15 protein-coding genes are annotated in these 19,449 nt (G+C 34.2%); 6 read left to right on the top strand and 9 right to left on the bottom strand.

Annotated elements, in window-relative coordinates; translation table 11 throughout:
• Positions 1-195 precede the first annotated feature (195 nt).
• The 3 genes from BLP44_RS18340 to BLP44_RS18330 form a co-directional block, all read right to left on the bottom strand.
• Entirely contained in the window at positions 196-2,379 is a 2,184-nt protein-coding gene (locus BLP44_RS18340) for a PepSY domain-containing protein (protein ID WP_091135026.1), read from the bottom strand.
• A gap of 132 nt (positions 2,380-2,511) precedes the next feature.
• Positions 2,512-2,994: a DUF2271 domain-containing protein gene (locus BLP44_RS18335; RefSeq protein WP_066034362.1), complete on the bottom strand. Its 483-nt coding sequence runs from the start codon at positions 2,992-2,994 to the stop codon at positions 2,512-2,514.
• A 113-nt stretch (positions 2,995-3,107) separates the two neighbouring features.
• Positions 3,108-4,598, bottom strand: coding sequence for an ankyrin repeat domain-containing protein (locus BLP44_RS18330; RefSeq protein WP_091135025.1), 1,491 nt, complete (start codon positions 4,596-4,598; stop codon positions 3,108-3,110).
• Positions 4,599-5,336: 738 nt separating this feature from the next.
• Here BLP44_RS18330 and BLP44_RS18325 point away from each other — a divergent pair.
• The 3 genes from BLP44_RS18325 to BLP44_RS18315 all read left to right on the top strand — a co-directional run bounded on the left by BLP44_RS18325 (position 5,337) and on the right by BLP44_RS18315 (position 9,946).
• The gene (locus tag BLP44_RS18325) at positions 5,337-6,311 is read left to right on the top strand and encodes a ribonucleotide-diphosphate reductase subunit beta (protein ID WP_091135023.1); all 975 of its coding nucleotides are present in this window, start codon (positions 5,337-5,339) and stop codon (positions 6,309-6,311) included.
• Between the two features lie 16 nt (positions 6,312-6,327).
• Positions 6,328-8,022: a ribonucleoside-diphosphate reductase subunit alpha gene (locus BLP44_RS18320; RefSeq protein ID WP_091135021.1), complete on the top strand. Its 1,695-nt coding sequence runs from the start codon at positions 6,328-6,330 to the stop codon at positions 8,020-8,022.
• Positions 8,023-8,341: 319 nt separating this feature from the next.
• Positions 8,342-9,946, top strand: coding sequence for a Na+/H+ antiporter (locus BLP44_RS18315; RefSeq protein WP_091135020.1), 1,605 nt, complete (start codon positions 8,342-8,344; stop codon positions 9,944-9,946).
• Between the two features lie 70 nt (positions 9,947-10,016).
• Here BLP44_RS18315 and BLP44_RS18310 read toward each other — a convergent pair whose 3' ends face one another.
• A complete protein-coding gene (locus BLP44_RS18310) occupies positions 10,017-11,789 on the bottom strand; it encodes a MutS-related protein (protein WP_091135018.1) in 1,773 nt (590 codons plus the stop codon).
• Between the two features lie 60 nt (positions 11,790-11,849).
• On the bottom strand, positions 11,850-12,683 hold the full coding sequence (locus BLP44_RS18305; RefSeq protein ID WP_008467395.1) for a universal stress protein: 834 nt from the start codon (positions 12,681-12,683) through the stop codon (positions 11,850-11,852).
• Positions 12,684-12,865: 182 nt separating this feature from the next.
• Between BLP44_RS18305 and mnmE the strand changes: the two genes are divergently transcribed.
• The 3 genes from mnmE (at position 12,866) to BLP44_RS18290 (ending at position 16,350) form a co-directional block, all read left to right on the top strand.
• Positions 12,866-14,266 (top strand): tRNA uridine-5-carboxymethylaminomethyl(34) synthesis GTPase MnmE, encoded by a 1,401-nt coding sequence (mnmE, locus tag BLP44_RS18300; RefSeq protein WP_091135017.1) that lies wholly within the window; start codon positions 12,866-12,868, stop codon positions 14,264-14,266.
• A 379-nt stretch (positions 14,267-14,645) separates the two neighbouring features.
• On the top strand, positions 14,646-15,215 hold the full coding sequence (locus BLP44_RS18295) for a helix-turn-helix domain-containing protein (RefSeq protein WP_091135015.1): 570 nt from the start codon (positions 14,646-14,648) through the stop codon (positions 15,213-15,215).
• Positions 15,208-16,350 (top strand): site-specific integrase, encoded by a 1,143-nt coding sequence (locus BLP44_RS18290; RefSeq protein WP_091135293.1) that lies wholly within the window; start codon positions 15,208-15,210, stop codon positions 16,348-16,350. Before BLP44_RS18295 ends, BLP44_RS18290 begins: the two co-directional genes overlap by 8 nt.
• A 91-nt stretch (positions 16,351-16,441) precedes the next feature.
• Here BLP44_RS18290 and BLP44_RS18285 read toward each other — a convergent pair whose 3' ends face one another.
• The 4 genes from BLP44_RS18285 to BLP44_RS18270 form a co-directional block, all read right to left on the bottom strand.
• Positions 16,442-16,741, bottom strand: a complete 300-nt coding sequence (locus BLP44_RS18285; protein WP_091135013.1) for a hypothetical protein — start codon at positions 16,739-16,741, stop codon at positions 16,442-16,444.
• Between the two features lie 500 nt (positions 16,742-17,241).
• Positions 17,242-17,694, bottom strand: a complete 453-nt coding sequence (locus BLP44_RS18280; RefSeq protein ID WP_066034741.1) for a carboxymuconolactone decarboxylase family protein — start codon at positions 17,692-17,694, stop codon at positions 17,242-17,244.
• A gap of 68 nt (positions 17,695-17,762) precedes the next feature.
• Positions 17,763-18,338 carry a Crp/Fnr family transcriptional regulator gene (locus BLP44_RS18275; protein ID WP_026729722.1) on the bottom strand — a complete coding sequence of 192 codons (576 nt, stop codon included), beginning with the start codon at positions 18,336-18,338 and terminating at the stop codon, positions 17,763-17,765.
• A 683-nt stretch (positions 18,339-19,021) separates the two neighbouring features.
• A complete protein-coding gene (locus tag BLP44_RS18270) occupies positions 19,022-19,435 on the bottom strand; it encodes a winged helix-turn-helix transcriptional regulator (RefSeq protein ID WP_035644141.1) in 414 nt (137 codons plus the stop codon).
• Between the last annotated feature and the right edge of the window lie 14 nt (positions 19,436-19,449).

Here is a 19,449-nt window from a genome sequence, read left to right as displayed (position 1 = left end):
GGAGCGATATCTGTAGATTATGTATGTCGCCCTCTGGGGCTTTAGCTGTATTCAGATAAAATTAAATCTATAAATATGTCATCCCTCTGGGATTTGTTTTAGACTTAAAAATTAAAAATTAAAAATTAGAAATTAGAAATCAAGAATCTAAAATCTAAAATCTAAAATCTAAAATCAACAATCTAAAATCAACAATCAATAACAGTCCGTCAAAAATTGTTTGTTAGCTTTGTATTCAGAAAGCGTTTTTAATCCTTTTGATAAACATAATTCGCTTAGAACATTTTCTACATCTTTTTGCATTGCAAGAGAACCGCAAATCATAATGACACCATCTTTTTTCAATACATTCACGAAGAAATTAGCATCTCTTTTAATCAAATCCATTACATAAATATGCTCTGCTTCGCGAGATAATGCAACATGGAAATTTTCCAGATGTTCTTTCTGTATCATGATCGCAGAAAACTTTTTATAAGCCATTAGTGTTGGCGTTTCCATTCTGAATCCGCTGTAGAGATGAAGCTCTTGTTTTGCTTTATTCTGTTCAATCATTCCTAAGAAAGGAGCAATTCCAGTTCCGTTAGAAATAAAAGCCACTTTTGGAGCTTTTTTTGGAAGATGAAAAGCAGGATTTTTAACAATCTGAGCTTTAATTACATTTCCAGGTTCTAAAGCATTCAAAAATCCAGAACCCAATCCGTTTGGATGCAATTTTACAACTAGCTGAATATTGCCAGAATGATTTCCGATAGAGTAGAGGCGTTCTCTAGAATCATTGGCAGGATAAATTGCCAGTAAATCGCCTGAGCTAAATTTAGTTCTGGCATTAGATTTTAAAGTCAGAATAAAAGTATGTTCGGTTTCAGAAATTGGTGTTTTATCCAAAACCATAAATTTTTGTAAACCTTTTGGAACGTGGTTATATAATGACGGAGTTGTCGCCAACGGAATTCCCGTTTTTTCGCTCCACAATTTTACCCATTCTACAAATTCAACAGCAGATTTATCATTTACAGTTTTCAGATCTAAATAGCGGTCTGCCCACTTTTGTTTACCTAAAAGTTGATCTATCTCGATAGCAAATTGGCAAAAATCGGGATATGATTTTGAACCAAAACCAACCACAGAAAAGTTAATATGCTGCTCTTGATTTTGTTTTTCTAGTAATGTTTTGAATTGCGTTCCGTTTGAAGGCGCATCTCCCAAACCGTGAGTTGAAGTAAAAACGATAATATGTTCTGCTTTCGGATAAACTGAAAATTTATTCAATTCGCTTACAAAAACCTTTTGGCCATGATCAATTAATTGTTTCTGAATGGCATTGGCAAATCGGAAAGTGCTTCCGTTTTCTGAGCCTACCAAAATAATAAAAGTACTTTCTTCAGCTTTATATTTATTTTTAATTCGGCTTGACCTTCTTTTTAAAGTAATAGCAAAACCTGAATAAATAAAGAATAAAATATTGATGCAGGCAATTGCCAAAATAACAGCCCAAATTCCGTTAATTCTTCCTGTGTGAAGATCAAGACTTAATGCCGCAAATTGTGCCGTCATTGGCGAACGTTTTTCAGAAATTACAGTTCCTGTAACCTGATTTACTTCGACTTCTCGGTCTTTCAATTCAATGATATAATATTCTTCAGGATCATCTGTAAAAGGAAATTCTATTTTCTTTACATCAGACAATAAAGTGGTATTGAAAATTGAAACTGTTTTTGCTTTTTCTGAAAGTTCTGTTTTTACAGGTTTTGCTTTTTCTTCGCCCATAAAAAAGTTGAATCTTTCCAACGATAAATAAGTTCCCGTTAGTGCAATAATTAAAATCGGAATTAAAGCCAATCTTCCTAAAAGTACATGATAATATTGAGCGAAATATTCTTTTATTATTTTAGAAAAGAAATTTCGAATGCCACGCTGTCTTTTTAAAACCAGCACAAAACCTGAAATGGATATTAGCAATAAGCAAAAAGAGATTACACCCACAAAAAAACGACCTGCTTCATGAAGAAATAGCGAACGATGCAAACCCGTTATCCAGTTTATAAATTCGGATTTCTTTGCAGGAGTTCCTAATGCTTTTCCTGTTTTAGGATCAATGTATGCTTTAATGTCGTTTCCGTCTGCATCAATAGCTTGAAGCGTTACAAACTGATTATAATCTACGCTCAATTCTGTGATTTCTGGATATGCTTTCTTTAGAATTGGCAACGTTTCGCCCAGAGTTATTTCGTTAAAATTTTCAGCTTTATACGGTAGTGTTTTTTCCTGAACTGCATCAACCGCTAGAATAATTCCGGTTACCGAAGCCAAAAGCAAAAAAATAGAAGAAAATAAGGCTAGAGCCAAGTGTGCGTAACGCCAGAAAGAAAGAGTCATGGAGTGTATTCTATTATAAAAACGTTTAAAGCTTTGACAAAGTTTACAACAATGACAAAGCTCAGATTTTAATTCTAAGCACAAAAATAAAATTTGTGCTCATTATAAGGTTAAAAAATAATGTGCTTAAGATTATATTTTGTTTAATCTTACATATTTAATGTAGCCTTTACCATCTGTTTTTTCAGCAAGACCTTCTGTTGTAAGCGGCACTTCAAGATCGCTTACGTAGTATTTCTGATCTTCTACAGCCGATTCAAAACGCAATTTATACCCTTTATTGATTTTAGAATTTTCTATTTCGATTGTCGTTACACTGCGATCTCCGCCAGTCACAGAAGCACCTGTTTTAGCACTTATGTCTTCGTTTTTTTTAGAATGGAATTTATTCCATTCTTTTAATGATTTGTACCATTTTTTGTCATCGCCCATTACATAAAGCGTTTTTTCGTATTCACCAGCGGAATTGACTAAAGAAACGACAATATAAGCGCCTTCTCCCATATAGTTATTCATTTGAAGCATAACCTTGTATTTGCTAGATTGTGCCTGAGATTGGAAAGAAACTAAAAAGATAAAAGCGCTTGTAAGAGCAATTTTTAATATTGATTTCATGAAAATAAGTTATGAATTATGAATTATAGGTTATGAGTATTGCGCTTTGAATTATTTATGAGCTTCATTTTTAACTCATAATTTTTAACTCAAAACTCATAACGATCTAAAAGTTATTTTAAAAACTCAACAGAGATATTATTTTTGGTAAGTACTTCGTTTTCTTTAGCCAAAGCGTAAGCCGTTTCGTCAAATTCTGTGCTGATGTCTTTTTTAGCTCCTGCAGAAACTAAATATTTTAAAATAGCATCATCTTTAGAAGTCATCGCCGCTCTGTGCAAAGCCGTTAAACCATCTTTATTTTTAGCATTGATATCTACTTTTAAATCGGTAATTTTTTTAAGAAGCAAAACATCATTTTTAGTAATGGCTAAATGATATAAAGTGTTTCCATCTTTTTGAGGAGCTGCTAAGTCCAAACCTTTATCTTGAAGTAGTTTTGCTTTTGCATCAAAAGGATCTGTTGCAGCTTTTTCTCTTCCTGCCGGACGATAAGATTGTACTAGGTAAACGCCTAAATTGTTTCCGTCTTTGTCTTTTACATTTACATCGGCACCTTTAGCCAAAAGTAAATTTACAGCTTCTGGAGATCCGTTTCTAACAGCAAAAGTCAAAGCCGATTCTCCTTTTAGATTCTGAGCATTGATGTTTTTAACTTTTGGAAGGAAAAGTTCTAAAATTCCCGTTTCTCTTGCCGATGCAGCAGCCATTAGCGCAGTATTTCCTTCTTTGTCGGCTTTGTTTAGGTCAACTCCTTTTGCTAAGAAATATTGAATAATCTCTGTCTGATTTGGTTTTCCAGCCAAAATATGCAATACGTTTTGTCCTGCTTTGTTTTGAGCTATAGCCTTAATTTTTACTTCTTCAACCAAATATTTATAAGTTTCAAGAGTATTTGTCTCTCTTCGGCTTCCTTGTGCAGCAAATAAAAGAGCGGTGTCTGTTGGTTTAATTCCTTTTTCTAAAAGTTTTTTCAAAAGAGCAATATTTCCAGATCTCGCGGCATACGAGAAAGCTGTGTTTCCATCATTATCAACATCTTTTAAAGACATTCCTTTAGTAGAAAAATATTCTGCTGCTTTTAAATCTTTGTCAGAAGCAATAGCTAAAAGCAAAAGGTTTGCACCATTAGCATATTTTTTCGTCGGATTAAGTCCAGCTTTAAAAAAAGAATCATACAGAGCCGGATTTGATTGTCCGTTTGAAGCAGCAAAATCAGCAGGAGCTGTTCCGTGGCTATCTTCAAAATTTACATCAGAACCTTTGTCTATTAAATATTGTACCAATTCGGCATTGCCTCTATAAGCAGCCCAATGCAGATAAATACGATTGTCGTGAGTTAATTTTGTGACTGAGTTTCCAGGCTGTTCAACTAAGAATTTGATAGTTGCAAAAGGAGCATCGTTATTAATCGCTAATGTCGTAACATCAAATGCATTGGCATTGGCTTCAGCTGGATTATTTCCTTTAGCGATTTCTGCCTGAACCGTTTCAACAGTTGGTGAAGTTTTCCAGAAAGCTGCGTCTAAAAGCGAGTTTTTTTGCTGGGCACTTACAAACAATGAAGCAGCAAATGCAAAAGAAACAAAAAGGCTCTTTTTCATATTTGGATAATTTATAGTTATTGAATTGTACAAGATCAATTTATTTTTGAGAATATTTTCACTCTATTTAGAATAAATAAAAATAAAAGCAAATGTAAAAATTAATATTCTTAATGCAAGAATAATTTACAGTAAAAAAGATTTACGATTGAGTTTTATTAATACTCAAGGATCGTAAAAGTAAAAGTAGGTTTTTGCAATCTTTTTTCTTTAAAGCGTAAACGCAATCATATTTATTGCCGTTCTGATATTTTTAGGCAACATTCTGTGTATGATTACCTTTTTTATAGCCTGTTTTAGCGATAAGTATTTGTAATAAAGATAATTGTGTTTTTTGCCGAATAAGAGTTATTTAGAATAATTATTAATAAATAGCGTTTTTTTCAATTGGAATTGTCTTTCAAATTTCTATTTCCAAAATGAGAATGTTGATAACTGTTTTGGTTTCCAACCCCGAAAAACTCAATTTTTGATGTTGATAACCCCACCTTAATTTTAGGGAAAATGCTAGTTCATTGCGAATTACAGATTAAGATTTTCATGTTGATAAAATTTATAAAATCACAAATTTTTGAAGTTTTAAAACTGTTGATAATTGGACAGATTTTTAACATCTAAAACTAGACAAAAGAATAACTGTGGGCTAAATTTGTAATTATAGAAATCACGCTAATACCACTCCCCAACTTGAGCGCTCGCATTCCTATCTCAAAATAGTCACTTAAAACTCTATATATTATGTCAATTTTCGATAAAAGAATCAATTATAAACCTTTTGAATATCCTGAGGTTCTGCAATTTACCGAAGCGATTAATAAAGCTTACTGGGTACACACTGAAGTAGATTTTACTGCCGATACGCAAGACTTTCATGCGCATTTGAATCTGGCTGAAAAAACAGCAATCAAAAATAGTTTGTTGGCAATCGCGCAGATTGAGGTAGCTGTAAAAAGTTTTTGGGGTAATATATATGAGCATTTTCCAAAACCAGAATTCAACGGTTTAGGAACTACTTTTGCAGAATGTGAGTTTAGACATTCAGAAGCGTATTCCCGTTTGCTGGAAGTTTTAGGCTATAATGACGAATTCGAAAAATTATTGGATGTTCCTGTAATACGCAGACGTGTGGATTATCTTTCAAATGTGCTGAAAGACACTAAATCTCACGACAACAGAAAATATATGGTTTCTTTGATTCTGTTCAGTATTTTAATTGAAAACGTTTCATTATTCAGTCAGTTTGCCATTTTGTTGTCATTTACCAGATTCAAAGGATATATGAAAAACGTGAGCAATATTATTGCTTGGACTTCAATCGATGAGCAGATTCATGCCAATGGAGGAATTTATATCATCAATAAAATCCGTGAAGAATTCCCAGAATATTTTGATGCAGAAACTCTGGAATTGGTAAGAGAAACAGTTAAAGAATCAATTGGCGTTGAAGCTGATATTTTAGACTGGATTTTCGAGAATGGTGCTGTTGAGACCATAAACAAAGAAGATTTGGTAAACTTCATGAAATTTAGAATTGACGAGAGCTTGAAACAAATCAATATCGAAACTATTTTTAATGTTTCTCCAGAAGAATATTCAAAAATGACCTGGTTTGAAGAAGAGGTTTTTGCAAACAGTCTAGATGATTTCTTTGCGAAACGTCCTGTAGAATATACAAAACACGATAAGAGCATCACAGCAAACGATCTTTTCTAATACAAGCCCATTATATATGAATACAATAGACACAAACCCAGCAAATAATTTTGAACCACAAAACGACAGTAAAATGTGGTGGAAAAATTCTGAAAGTGAACAGATTTTAAACCGTGGTTATCTTTTAAAAGGAGAAACTGTAGAAGGAGCAATTGATAGAATTTGTACAGCTGCGGCTAGAAGACTGTACAAACCTGAGTTGAAAGAATCTTTCATGGAAATGATCGAAAGAGGCTGGATGAGTATTAGTTCGCCAGTTTGGGCCAATATGGGAACAGAAAGAGGTTTGCCGATTTCTTGTTTTAATGTGCACGTGCCAGATAAAATTGAAGGCATTACACATAAATTGGGTGAAGTAATTATGCAGACTAAAATTGGAGGCGGAACTTCTGGTTATTTTGGTGAACTACGCGAACGCGGAAGTGCTGTAACAGATAACGGAAAGAGTAGTGGAGCCGTAAGTTTTATGAAACTTTTTGACACGGCTATGGATACGATTTCTCAAGGTGGAGTTCGTCGTGGTGCGTTTGCTGCTTATTTAGATGTCGATCATCCAGATATCGAGGAGTTTTTGAAAATTAAAAGCATTGGAAATCCAATTCAAAATTTGTTTACCGGAATCTGCGTGCCAGATTATTGGATGCAGGAAATGATTGATGGAGATGCAGAAAAAAGACAAATTTGGGCGAAAGTATTAGAAAGCCGTCAGCAAAAAGGATTGCCGTATATTTTCTTTAGTGACAACGTAAATAAAAATAAGCCACAAGTTTATAAAGATCAAAATCTTAGAATCAACGCAAGTAATTTATGCAGTGAGATTATGCTTCCGTCAACTCATGACGAATCATTTATTTGTTGTCTTTCTTCAATGAATTTAGAATTGTATGAAGAATGGAAAGATACTGAAGCGGTTAAACTAGCGATCTTTTTCTTAGATGCCGTTTTACAAGAATTTATCGAAAAAACAGAAGGCAATTATTATCTTGCTGCAGCTAATAAATTTGCTAAAAGACACCGTGCGCTTGGTTTAGGCGTTTTAGGATGGCATTCTTATTTGCAGAAAAACATGATTCCGTTTGAAGGTTTGGAAGCTAAAATGAAAACCACTGAAATTTTCAAACATATAAGTGATAAAGCCGATAAAGCGACGCAGGAATTGGCTAGAATTTATGGTGAACCAGAATTGTTAAAAGGCTACGGAAGACGTAATACCACTACAATGGCAATTGCGCCGACAACCTCTTCTTCGGCAATTTTAGGACAGACTTCACCAGGTATTGAGCCTTTCAGCAGCAACTATTACAAAGCGGGATTGAGCAAAGGGAATTTCATGCGTAAAAATAAATACCTGAAAAAATTGCTTGAAGAAAAAGGTTTGGATAATGAGGAAATATGGAGAGGAATTATGCTAAATGGTGGAAGTGTGCAGCATATTTCACAGCTTTCTCAGACCGAAAAAGATGTATTTAAAACATTCAAAGAAATAAGCCAGTTGGAGATTGTACAGCAAGCGGCAATTCGCCAGAAATTTGTTGATCAAGGGCAGAGTTTAAATCTTAATATTCCAGCCGAACTTCCAATTAAAGAGGTAAATCGCTTAATGATTGAAGCTTGGCAATTAGGAATCAAAAGTTTGTATTACCAAAGAAGCCAAAGTGTTTCTAAAGAATTGGTTACAAGTCTGGTTTCTTGCAGCAGTTGTGAATCATAAAAATCAAAAGCCGAATCTTAATTTAAGATTCGGTTTTTTTTTATTTAGAATGCGTCGAAAAGTTTCACGCAGATTTTACAGATTTAAGTGGATTTTTAAGTAGATCCAAATTGCACTAACGGATTTAATTCTGTACTTATCATATTTTTTTGTTGAAATAATAGAAAGCAAATCTAAAGCGGTTTAAAAGTAAAAAGTTTGATATAAGTCAATAAAATTGAAGTTCTATTTTTTTAATCTTAATCTAATTTAGTTGTTATAAAATCTTAATTTAGTGCCCAAATTCCATAAACCAAAAATCAATAAATACCGCGAATAAATGGAGAATATTACCGTAATCATCATGCTGCTTTTCGGTGTAGCTTTTCTTAGTCTTGTTAGTAAAAGATATAATTTTCCGATACCAATTGTTTTGGTTTTGTGCGGTGTTGTGATTAGTATTTTTCCTGGACTTCCCGTAATTGCTTTGAGTCCAGAAATTGTATTTATTATATTCTTACCGCCGCTTTTGTATCACGCCGCGTGGCACACCAGTTGGTCCGACTTTAAGCAATCGATTCGGCCTATAACTTTTGCTGCTGTTGGTTTGGTCTTTTTTACTACAGGTTTAGTTGCTGTATTTGCGCACTGGCTTATTGATGATATGTCTTGGCCGTTAGCTTTTTTGCTTGGCGCTATTGTTTCGCCTCCTGATGCAGTTTCGGCAACAGCCATTACAAAAGGTTTGGGGCTTAATCCGAGATTAATAGCAATTTTAGAAGGAGAAAGTTTGGTGAACGATGCTAGTGGTCTTGTAGCCTATAAGTATGCCCTTACGGCAATTACAGCAGGAAATTTTGTTCTATGGCAAGCGGGATTAAATTTTGTTTTAATGTCGGCTCTCGGTATAGCTATAGGTCTGACTGTTGGTTATATTATGTTTTATATTCATAAAAGATTTGTTTGCGATGATATTATTGAGGTGACATTGACATTATTAACGCCATTTGCTTCGTATCTGCTTGCGGAGCATTTTGAAGGCTCAGGAGTTTTGGCTGTAGTAACAACAGGTCTTTTTCTGGCGGCGAGATCAGGAACAATCTTTTCTCACGAAAGCCGAATTATGACCAATACCATTTGGGATGTCTTAAATAATATTCTGAACGGCTTGATTTTTATTTTAATCGGACTTCAATTGAGACAGATTATTGCGGGAATTAGCAATTATTCTGGCAATTCTTTATTTATCTGGGGCGCTGTTATAAGTGTCGTAGTGATTTTGGTGCGTTTCTTATGGGTTGTTCCTGCAACGATGATTCCGAGAATGATTAGTAAAAGGATTCGTGAAAAAGAAGCCTTTGATTATAGAAACATGATCATTTTTGGGTGGTCTGGAATGCGCGGAGTCGTTTCTATGGCTGCTGCGTTGGCGCTTCCGCTAATGTTGAATAAAACAGAAGCATTTCCGCTTCGAAATTTAATTATATACTTAGTTTTTTGTGTTATTCTGTCGACTTTAGTAATACAAGGTCTTACGCTTCCATGGTTGATTAAAAAGCTGAAAATTGAGCGTTATTCGATACTTGCAGAAGAATATAATGTTCGAAATGTAATTGTTTCAGAAACTATTGCCCATATAGAAGATAATTTCTCGTTGCTGAATGACGAACTGTTGCATAACATTAAAAGTAAATATGAGGTAAAGTTCAACCGACTTCAAAAGACTGAACTTCCTGCTAACTTCTTTGGAAACGGAAAACTTCTTGGGGGTGAAATTTTTAATGATTTCACTAAAATTCAAATCGATTTGCTGAATGTAGAACGAGCAAAATTAGAATCAATGCATAAATCAGGTTCTGTAAACGAAGAAATCTTCCGCAAAATAGAAAAAGAATTGGATTTGGAAGAAACTCGTTTGTGGATGGAGATGTACGAAGAAAATTAATTGTTAATGGTGAATGGTAAATGATTTTGTTCCCTAAAGAAAATAAGAATTAACAATTCACCATTTACAATTAAATAACTCCCATTTTCTGCATTAGGAAAGTTGCGCTTTTGTTTTTGCAGATTCCGTTTCGTAGTTTATAATCGAAATATAAATCGTTGTTTCGAATTTCAACTTCAAAACATTGATTGGTTAAAATTTCGGGATAGTCATTTGTAGTCAGACAAACTTCAATGTCGTGAGTTGCAATGGCTCCGATGGCTTTTTTAGAAATTATCTTTTTCACTACTTCAATTGTTCCATTTCTTTTATCGTCGGAGTTTGTACCTCTTAAAATCTCGTCCAATAAAACAAATGCAGGCTGATTTTCAAGTGCATCCATAATCTGTTTTAAACGTTTAATTTCAGCAAAGAAATAAGACTCACTATCCGATAAAGAGTCAGATAATCGCATTGAAACCAATACTGGAAGTGGATGTACTTTAGCTTTAGACGCACAAACAACTGAGCCAATTCCGGTAAGCACCATATTGATGCCTAAACTTCTCAAAAACGTACTTTTTCCAGACATATTAGACCCGGTCAAAATCACAAAAGATTGTGGAAAAAATTGAGTGTCATTTCCAATTCTTGTTGCTGGATTGAGTAACGGGTGGCTTAGATTTGTAAATTCGATTTTATATTCTGAATTGATTTCAGGAAACACAAAATCTTCATTATTGTAAGCGAGATTGGCTAAACTGTTTAAAGCTTCGATTTCACCAATTATGGCAATCCAATGATTCATTTCTGAAGCATAATCTTCTTTCCATTTTAATAATGCTTTTAAAACATGCAAATTGAATAAGAATGTTCCGTTGAATAAAATAGCTGTCACAAAATTGCTTATGGTGTCCATTCTCGAAAACAACTCAGAAAGCTGTTTTAAATGCTGGCTCGCTTTTGCATTTTTAAAATTCAACTGTTCCTGTAAATGAAGTAGCTTTTTGGACTGGAAAGACTCTTTTTCAATTTTTTCAATCAATAAACTGTATTGCTTTACGATTTTATCGATGTTGTCTGCTTTTGCTATTTCCGATTGAATTCTTTTCAGAGATCTTCCTAAAACTATCAAATTAGCGATAAAAACATATGTTAAATATGAAAGTAAAATCGTTTTAGACGTAATGAAATAAGCTGTCAAGAATCCAAAAAACGTTACAGGAAGAATAATTGACAATGCAATTAAAACTTTCGGAAGTGAATTGTTTTTTAAAGAATTCCAGTGTTTTATCGCTTCATAAGATTGTTTGGAATCTTCGCCTATGATTGCCAAAGCCTGAAATTCTTGCCTCCAATCGATTTTGCTTTTTAATTCCTTTACAGCTTCTTGATTTTCTAGAATTTCTCTCTGAGGAAGGGTATTTAGCAACAATTCAGCAAGTGTTTTTTTTCCGATAAAGGAAGCTGTTCGGTTTAGGTTTTGAAATAAAGAATGATCTCCAAAAATATCTAGATCGTAAGCGTATGGATGATGGAAATCGATAAACTCGGCTCCATTTTCAAAAGGTGTTTTTTCTCTTTTTAAGAAAGCAATTTCATTCTGATTGATTTTTAGCAATGTTTCTGCCAATAATTTTTGAAATGACAATCGCGAATGTATTCTCATTAAAACAATAAAACCAGCAAAAGATAAAACAGCTAGAATGACATAAAGTATTTGATCTGTTTTGATGTAGTAAAACATAAAAAACAAGAAAAGAGCAATACTTAATAGCCTCAATAGGCTTATGCTGTTGTATTTTTTGTTGGTCTTATTATAGAGTTCTGTGTATTTTGCAACGTTGTCTGGATATGCTTTCATTCTATTATTTTGCTTGAATACAAATATAGCTTTTAAGTCATAAAATCATCAACATTGTTATTAATCTTCGTGCATAACCAAAATTGGAATAGGAACTTCTTTGGCTATTTTTTTTGAAAAGCTAGAATCGAAAAGGCTCTCAAAGAAAGAGCGTTTGTGCGTTATAGTCGTTAGAATATCAATGTCTTTATACAGCACAAAATCAAGGATGGTTTCTTTTACATCATCACTTGGCAGAACTAAAAATTCAACATTTTCTCCAGCGAATTCTTTTTCAAATTCTTTTCGTGTTTCTTCGGTAACATCAGAATTCGATGTCTTTACATATAAACTTTTAACCTTGGCGTCAGTCTTTTTTGCAATCTTCAAGACTTTTTTCAGTTCTTTTTTGTCTTTCTCTCTGTAACGTGTGGTAAAACCTATTGTTTTGACCTTTTTGTATTTAGCATCAATAGGAATACATAAAACGGGTACTTCAACCCCTGAAATCACAGATTCAGTATTAGATCCCGTGAAGAATTTCGTCCAATCAGAAACGCTGTTTGTACCCATGATGACAAAATCGATGTTATCTTCTTCAACTGCGTTTTTTAGATTATAAATAAGGTCACCATCCATTAGGCGATGTTTGATCACAATATCTTCTAGATTACGTTCTGCTGCAATAGTTCTTAGTTTCGGAATTTCATCCTTAAACATTTCAAATTTTGCTAGTTCGATTGAACTGTATATAGAAGCATAATTCTCTGGAAAGAATTGGCTGTCGTAAACAGGAATCTCGAATGTATGAAGTAAGATTAATTCGGCGTTTACCACTTTAGCAAATTCTAAAGCATGGACAAATGCATTGGTAGCAGCATCAGAGAAATCGGTTGGGAATAATATCTTTTTCATAGTACGTAAGATTAAGGTTTGTCTCTCAAATTTACTCATTCTGCAAAGAAAACAACCTGATATTTATCAGTATTTTAACAATTAATAATTTATTAATCTTAATTAGTTTGAAGATTTTCTTGCTTGCATGCAGCTGTATTAACACAGAAAAGAAATTGAGCGTTTTTTTATACCTTTGCAGCATGATAAATCAAGATTCTATAGTTGCTTTGGCTACGCCTTCGGGAGCTGGAGCTATTGCCATAATTCGTATTTCTGGTGCCGATGCCATTACCATTGGCAATTCGGTTTTTAAATCTATTAAAAACAAAGATTTGACCAAGCAGAAAACGCATACGCTTCACTTGGGACATATTGTAGACGGAAGCAAAACACTAGACGAAGTGCTGGTTTCTGTTTTTAAAGGTCCAAACTCTTACACGGGTGAAGACACAATTGAAATTTCTTGTCACGGATCGACTTATATCCAACAGCAGATCATTCAGTTATTGCTTCGAAATGGCTGTAGAATGGCAGATGCAGGTGAATTTACATTGAGAGCTTTCTTAAACGGAAAATTAGATTTATCTCAGGCAGAAGCAGTTGCAGACCTGATTTCGTCAGATAATGAAGCTTCTCATCAAATTGCAATGCAGCAAATGCGCGGCGGATTCAGTAATGAAATTGCAAAACTGAGAGAAGAACTTTTGAATTTTGCTTCTTTAATTGAATTGGAATTAGATTTTGCTGAAGAAGATGTAGAATTTGCAGACCGAACGCAATTTCATGAATTATTAAATAGAATTGAATTTGTTTTAAAACGTTTGATAGATTCGTTTGCAGTTGGAAATGTAATTAAAAACGGAATTCCAGTCGCGATTGTTGGCGAACCAAATGTTGGAAAATCAACTTTATTAAATGCTTTATTAAACGAAGAGCGTGCAATCGTTTCTGACATTGCTGGAACTACGCGCGATACGATTGAAGATGAATTGGTAATTGGCGGTATCGGATTTAGATTTATTGACACTGCAGGAATTCGTGACACAAAAGATGTTGTAGAAAGTATTGGAATAAAGAAAACCTTCGAAAAAATCGATCAAGCTCAGGTTGTAATTTATTTATTTGACGGATTGAAATTCCAAACTTCAAGTTCAGAATTTGTAAATGAAATTGAACAAATTAAGAATAAATATCCGCTAAAACCGCTAATTATTGTGGTGAATAAAAAAGATATTTTATCTGCTGATGAAGTATCGAATATTACCAATCAGTTAGAAAATTTAAATGCAAAACTGTTATTGATTTCGGCGAAAGAGAAAATAGGAGTAGAGGATTTAAAAAATGAATTATTGTCTTTTGTAAATACAGGGGCGCTCCGTAATAATGAAACGATTGTAACCAATACAAGACACTACGATTCTCTATTAAAAGCTTTAGATGAAATTCAGAAAGTGAAATTCGGTTTAGAATCAGGTCTCTCAAGCGATCTTATGGCACTAGATATTCGCGAAGCTTTATATCAATTCGGGTTGATTACCGGTCAGGTTTCTAATGATGAACTATTGGGGAATATTTTTGCTAATTTCTGCATCGGCAAATAGAAGGAGCAAAGAAACGCAAAATAAAAACAAACAAAATAGCTAAAATGTTGGTAATTAACATTTTAGATATTTTTTTATTCAATTGTTTTTTGGAATATTTAAGTGTTGTTTTGTTAAAATTTGTACCTCATTTGTACCTCGGGTTTCGAGGTACAAACTTTGTGACAAAAAGGGATTAATTATGACACACTTAGGTCCTTTTTAAAGGTTTTATAAAGTGTTAATTTCGGGTAAAGAAGTTAGCAAAAATATTTAAAACAACCACATCGTTAGTTATCTGTCCAAAGATATTTCTAAAGAATATATTAATGCGTTTGGGAGATGATTGCGACAGTTAAAAGAGCTTTTAAGTAATGTAGGAAACCTAAATTTTAAAATTATGAGTTCAAACATTAGGATTACCAAAGTCTGCCAATTCTGCAATAATGAATTTACGGCAAAAACAATCAAAACAAGATTCTGCTCCCCTGTCTGCGGGAGTAAGAGCTACAAAAAAAGGAGCAGAGATAATAAAAAAGAGGCAGCAAGACTGCAAAGGGAATCGGTTAATAATGCCGAAATTCAAAGACTTGGAGAGCTTGACTTTCTCAGCATTGATGAGGCCAGCATTTTTATAGGAATAAGCAGAAGAACACTTTACAGAGCCATATCTAGAAAAGAACTTAAGACCGGTAAGTTTGGTTCTAGAACTTTTATCGAGCAGTCAGATATCGCTCAGTTTAAAGAAAATCTGCATCAAAGCAGTACAGACAAAGAAGCAGCAAGAAAATTTCCAGGAATTAAAAACTGCTATACAATGTCCGAAGCGCATATAAAATTTAAGGTTTCCCCTTCTGCTTTATATGGTATACTGAAGAGAAAAGGGATTTTGAAATTTAATTATGGCAAGTTTGTCTATATTGCCAAGAGAGATTTAGATGAATTATTTAACATTGAGAGCCATGAGTAAAAGTATCGTAACACTTAGAAAAAAAGCTATTTCTCAGGGGAGGATGTCTCTTTATTTAGATTTTTATCCTCCCGTATGGAATTCGGCAATTAACGATTATACCAGACGCGAGTTTTTAAAAATCTACGTATATCAAAAACCAGCTGACCAGTACCAGAAAATAGCCAATACAGAAAGTCTACATACGGCGGAGCTTATTCGCGCGCGTAGACAGAATGAAATCAACAAAAGTGAAATTTATTCCGCATTTGAAAAAGAGCAGCTGGTAATTCAGGCAGTCGGAAATGAATCTTTTCTGCAGTATTATAAAAATTTAGGGAATAAAAAGGTTGGTAACAATTTATCAATCTGGGCCTGTGCTATTGTTCATTTTGAGACTTTTTTAAAAGGGAGGGATTTATCATTTAAAGAGGTCACAGTTACTCTAATTGAAGATTACAGAGATTATCTTTTGAAAGCTAAAAGTTTAAGGAAGAATAAGAAGCAGCTGTCGCGTAACACTGCTCTCTCTTATTATAACAAGATTAAAACTACTCTAAAAGCAGCCTATAGAGAGGATAAGCTTAAAACAGATATCAATGCAAAGATAGGATCAATAAAGGAAATGGAATCCCAACGTAATTTTTTGACTCTCGAGGAAACCCGAAGGCTGTTTGAAACTCCCTGCCCGAAATTGATTGTAAGAAGAATTTCTATGTTTTCTGTTCTTACAGGCGTGAGGTATTCCGATATTGCCAAGCTGACCTGGTTAGAATTGCAACATGTTGAGAATGACGGGCACTATATTATTTTCAGGCAAAAGAAAACGGAAGGCACTGCGTCCATACCGATCTCCGATGAAGCTTTCGAATTGCTTGGCAAGAGACGGAGAGAAAATGAGAAGGTATTTAAAGATTTGAACAAATGGGATGTTGACCGTACGCTTCCTGTATGGGTGGCATTGTCAGGCATCAATAAGCATATTACCTTTCACTGTTTCAGGCATACTTATGCTACATTACAGCTGACGGCTGGAACTGATATTTTTACCATATCTAAAATGCTTGGTCATAAGAACGTTAAGACAACGCAGATATATGCGAAGGTAATTGACCAGAAGAAAAGGGACGCAGCAGGCAGAATTTCTTTAGAATAAAGTTTTTTCTTTAGCAATTTTTTTAACGCTTTACCCAAATAGAGGTAAGGCGTTTTTTATTTTTTTTAGGATTAAATGATTTTTAGATTTTTTAGAAATTATTATTCAAAAAATTGCAGGTTTTACAATAGGTTATCTTTTTATATGGACTCTTTAGCTTTATTTTCTTGTTTTTATTTTCGAGATTTTCATGTAAAGCTTCTTCTTCTTTTGTAATTTTATTAGTTTCCGGATCTTCTAAGATTTTTTTAACGCTAATTCCAGCTATTAACCTAAGAAATGACAATATTTCGGCTGTTTGTGCAAGAGTAACATCCATTCCTTCGTCAGTTAACATTTTTAGTGCTTTTTCAGGTGTGATTTTTCCAGTATGATTTTGATTAAATTCCATTTTTTACTTTTTTATATTTTGTAATTAATGTAAAGATAATCAGTTGTTTATGTGGCTTTAGTAAGTGGTTTATTTTGTCCTGTTGGGGGACGGGGACAGGACAAATTTCAACATCATTTTTGGATGATTTGAAGAGATTGGCTTTCTATATGTAATGTCTGTCTTTCATTGGCGTTAAAAAATTGGTTCGGATGTCCTGAGTAGGATTGATGCAAAAATTGTAAAAACTCAATTGATCCATCGCATTAAACTGATATATAAATTTACAAAATTTATGCAGGATTTTAAAAGATTGTTTAAGTTAAGGCAGGATTGTCTTTCTTTGGCTGTATGAATTATTTGATTGTTGTTCCACTGGAGCATTTCTATCCTAATTGGTGCTTTTAAATGAGTTTTTTCGTAAAAGCAATAAGCCCGAAACAAATCGGGCTTATTGTCTTCAAATTTAATTATAATTCTAAACTTTTGGATGCATCGTAATTAAACTAGTTTTTTGCAAGTTATGCAAGACTTTCTCCTATTCGGAGATGGGTACTGAGAACAACCCTGTTCCAAAGATTGATTGTTATGACGGCCGTTATTATATCTGCTATCTGGCTTTCACTGAAATACTGTAAGGCCTTTGTATAGGTTTCATCCGTTAATCCGTTCTCATGAATTAATGTTATCTCTTCAGTTACCGCGAGCACCACTTTTTCCTCTTCTGTAAAAATGTCCCCAGCTTCTCTCCAAGCACTCAAGAGAAAAATGCGCTGGTTTGACTCGCCGTTTTTAACGGCGTCCTGAGTGTGGATGTTGATGCAGTAGGCACAGCCGTTGATCTGCGAGGCACGTATCTTTATGAGTTCTTTGGCTGTCTTGGATATGGAAATTTTTGAAAGGTAGCTTTCAAGTCCTATCATCGCTTTTAGTGCATCCGGAGCGGCCTGCTTAATGTTAAGTCGTTTTTGCATTGTATTATTCTTTTAAAATTGTTCAATGCAAAATTCAATAATAGGGAAAGGAAAAAACTTAAACTGGTTTAAGAAAGAAGCCTTTTGCGTATTTCGCTCAAGTATTCGGGCGTGAATCCTAGATAGGAAGCGATGAGGTATTGGGGAACACGCTGGATGAATTCGGGGTGGTTTCTGACTGCCTGGAAATAAAACTCTTCCTTAGAGAACGAGAAAAGAAATTTGATGCGTTTCTGTGCGGCTGCATAAGCCCTCTGGTAGACAAAACGGAAATAGCGCTCCATTACCGGAAACTCTTCCAGCAGCTTCTGCTGCTTCTCCAAAGTGATGTAAAGCAATGTTGATTTCTCTACTGCCTGAATATAAAATTCTGTCGCGAGCTGGTTCTCGTAGGCAAAGTTATCGGTAAGCCACCATGTTTCTATGGCAAATTCCGTGGTTTGTTCGGTACCTTTCTCGTTAATATAAAACTTTCTAAGCAGGCCGTCCAAAACAAAATAATGATGACGGCAGATCTGTCCCTCCTTTAGCAGGTTCTCTTTTTTACACGTTTGTTTTATGTCGAAGAATTTTTTGATTTGCTCAAAGTCATTGTCTGATACCTGTGCAAATTTGGCTATATGGTTTTTGAGTATATTGGACATCTGGAGTAAATGACATATTGGTTTTGACTGTTCGGCCAGCTTTTTTAATCGGAATGGCATCGCTGGCAGGCTCTTAAGCAAATATAGCAATAATATACTTAAATACGTTTTGAAATCAGATTTCATTATTTGTCATTAAATAGTAATTGAAAGCAATTTGGAGATTATATAGAGTCAATTTCTATAATATTCTGGGGGTTCGAATCCTGTTAAGTTATCGAATGATAAATTAACTATTTGTATTATTTTTCATCTAAATATACACGCTGAAGCAATTTTTCTATTATTTTAGAGAAAGAAAATAAAAGCAAAAATGACTCAAAGCCACCGTATTTATTAGTGTAAATGAAAAAATGGCGCCAATTGTCTTCAATTGGCGCCATCTGGCTGAGTGACCCCGACGGGACAAATTTCAACATTTTTTTTGGATGATTTGAAGAAATTGGCTTATTATATGTAGTCACTTGTCTCCCAGTGGCTTAATGAATTTGGTTTAGATGTCCCGTTGGGGATTGAAGGAAAATGCAGCTTCAAAAAACAAATCGCTAACCTCTTTTATTAAAACCGCCTTAGCTTGTGTAACAAAATTGGAGGCAGTTCTACACCTGCGAGGGCGTGTTTTGTCATGCACATTCCAGCCCAAATTTATTGTGGCAAAAAAAGTAGTAGCTATGTAATATATACTATCGATTTGATTCAAGTTCTTTAAAAGCATTTTTAATAAATCCTTCCTTATCAGCATTCATTTGTGCCAGCAATTCCTTTCTTTTTTCAGGAATGTCGGTATACTTTTCTGCCCAAAGATTAATTTCAACAATTATTGGAATTAAATCCATTCCTTTCTGTGTCAATTGATATAGTACTTTGGCTTTACTGTCGGGATGCTCCAGTTTCTGAATAATTCCGTTTTCTTCTAATGAAAGCAGTCGAGCAGCCAAAATGTTAGTTGCGATCTTCTCATCAGATTTTGCCAATTCGCCATAGGTACATTTTTTTTTAAGCATTAAATCTCTCACAATCAACAGCGACCACTTGTCACCAAAGGCTTCAAGTGAAAAACTTACTGGGCAGTCTGATCTCTTTTTTTGAGTTTTCATAAAATAAATTTAAA

This window comes from Flavobacterium anhuiense (assembly GCF_900101855.1).
Classification (GTDB): Bacteria; Bacteroidota; Bacteroidia; order Flavobacteriales; family Flavobacteriaceae; genus Flavobacterium; species Flavobacterium anhuiense.
The sequence above is the reverse complement of the archived record's forward strand: the minus strand, read 5'-3'. Positions and strand labels throughout refer to the sequence as shown.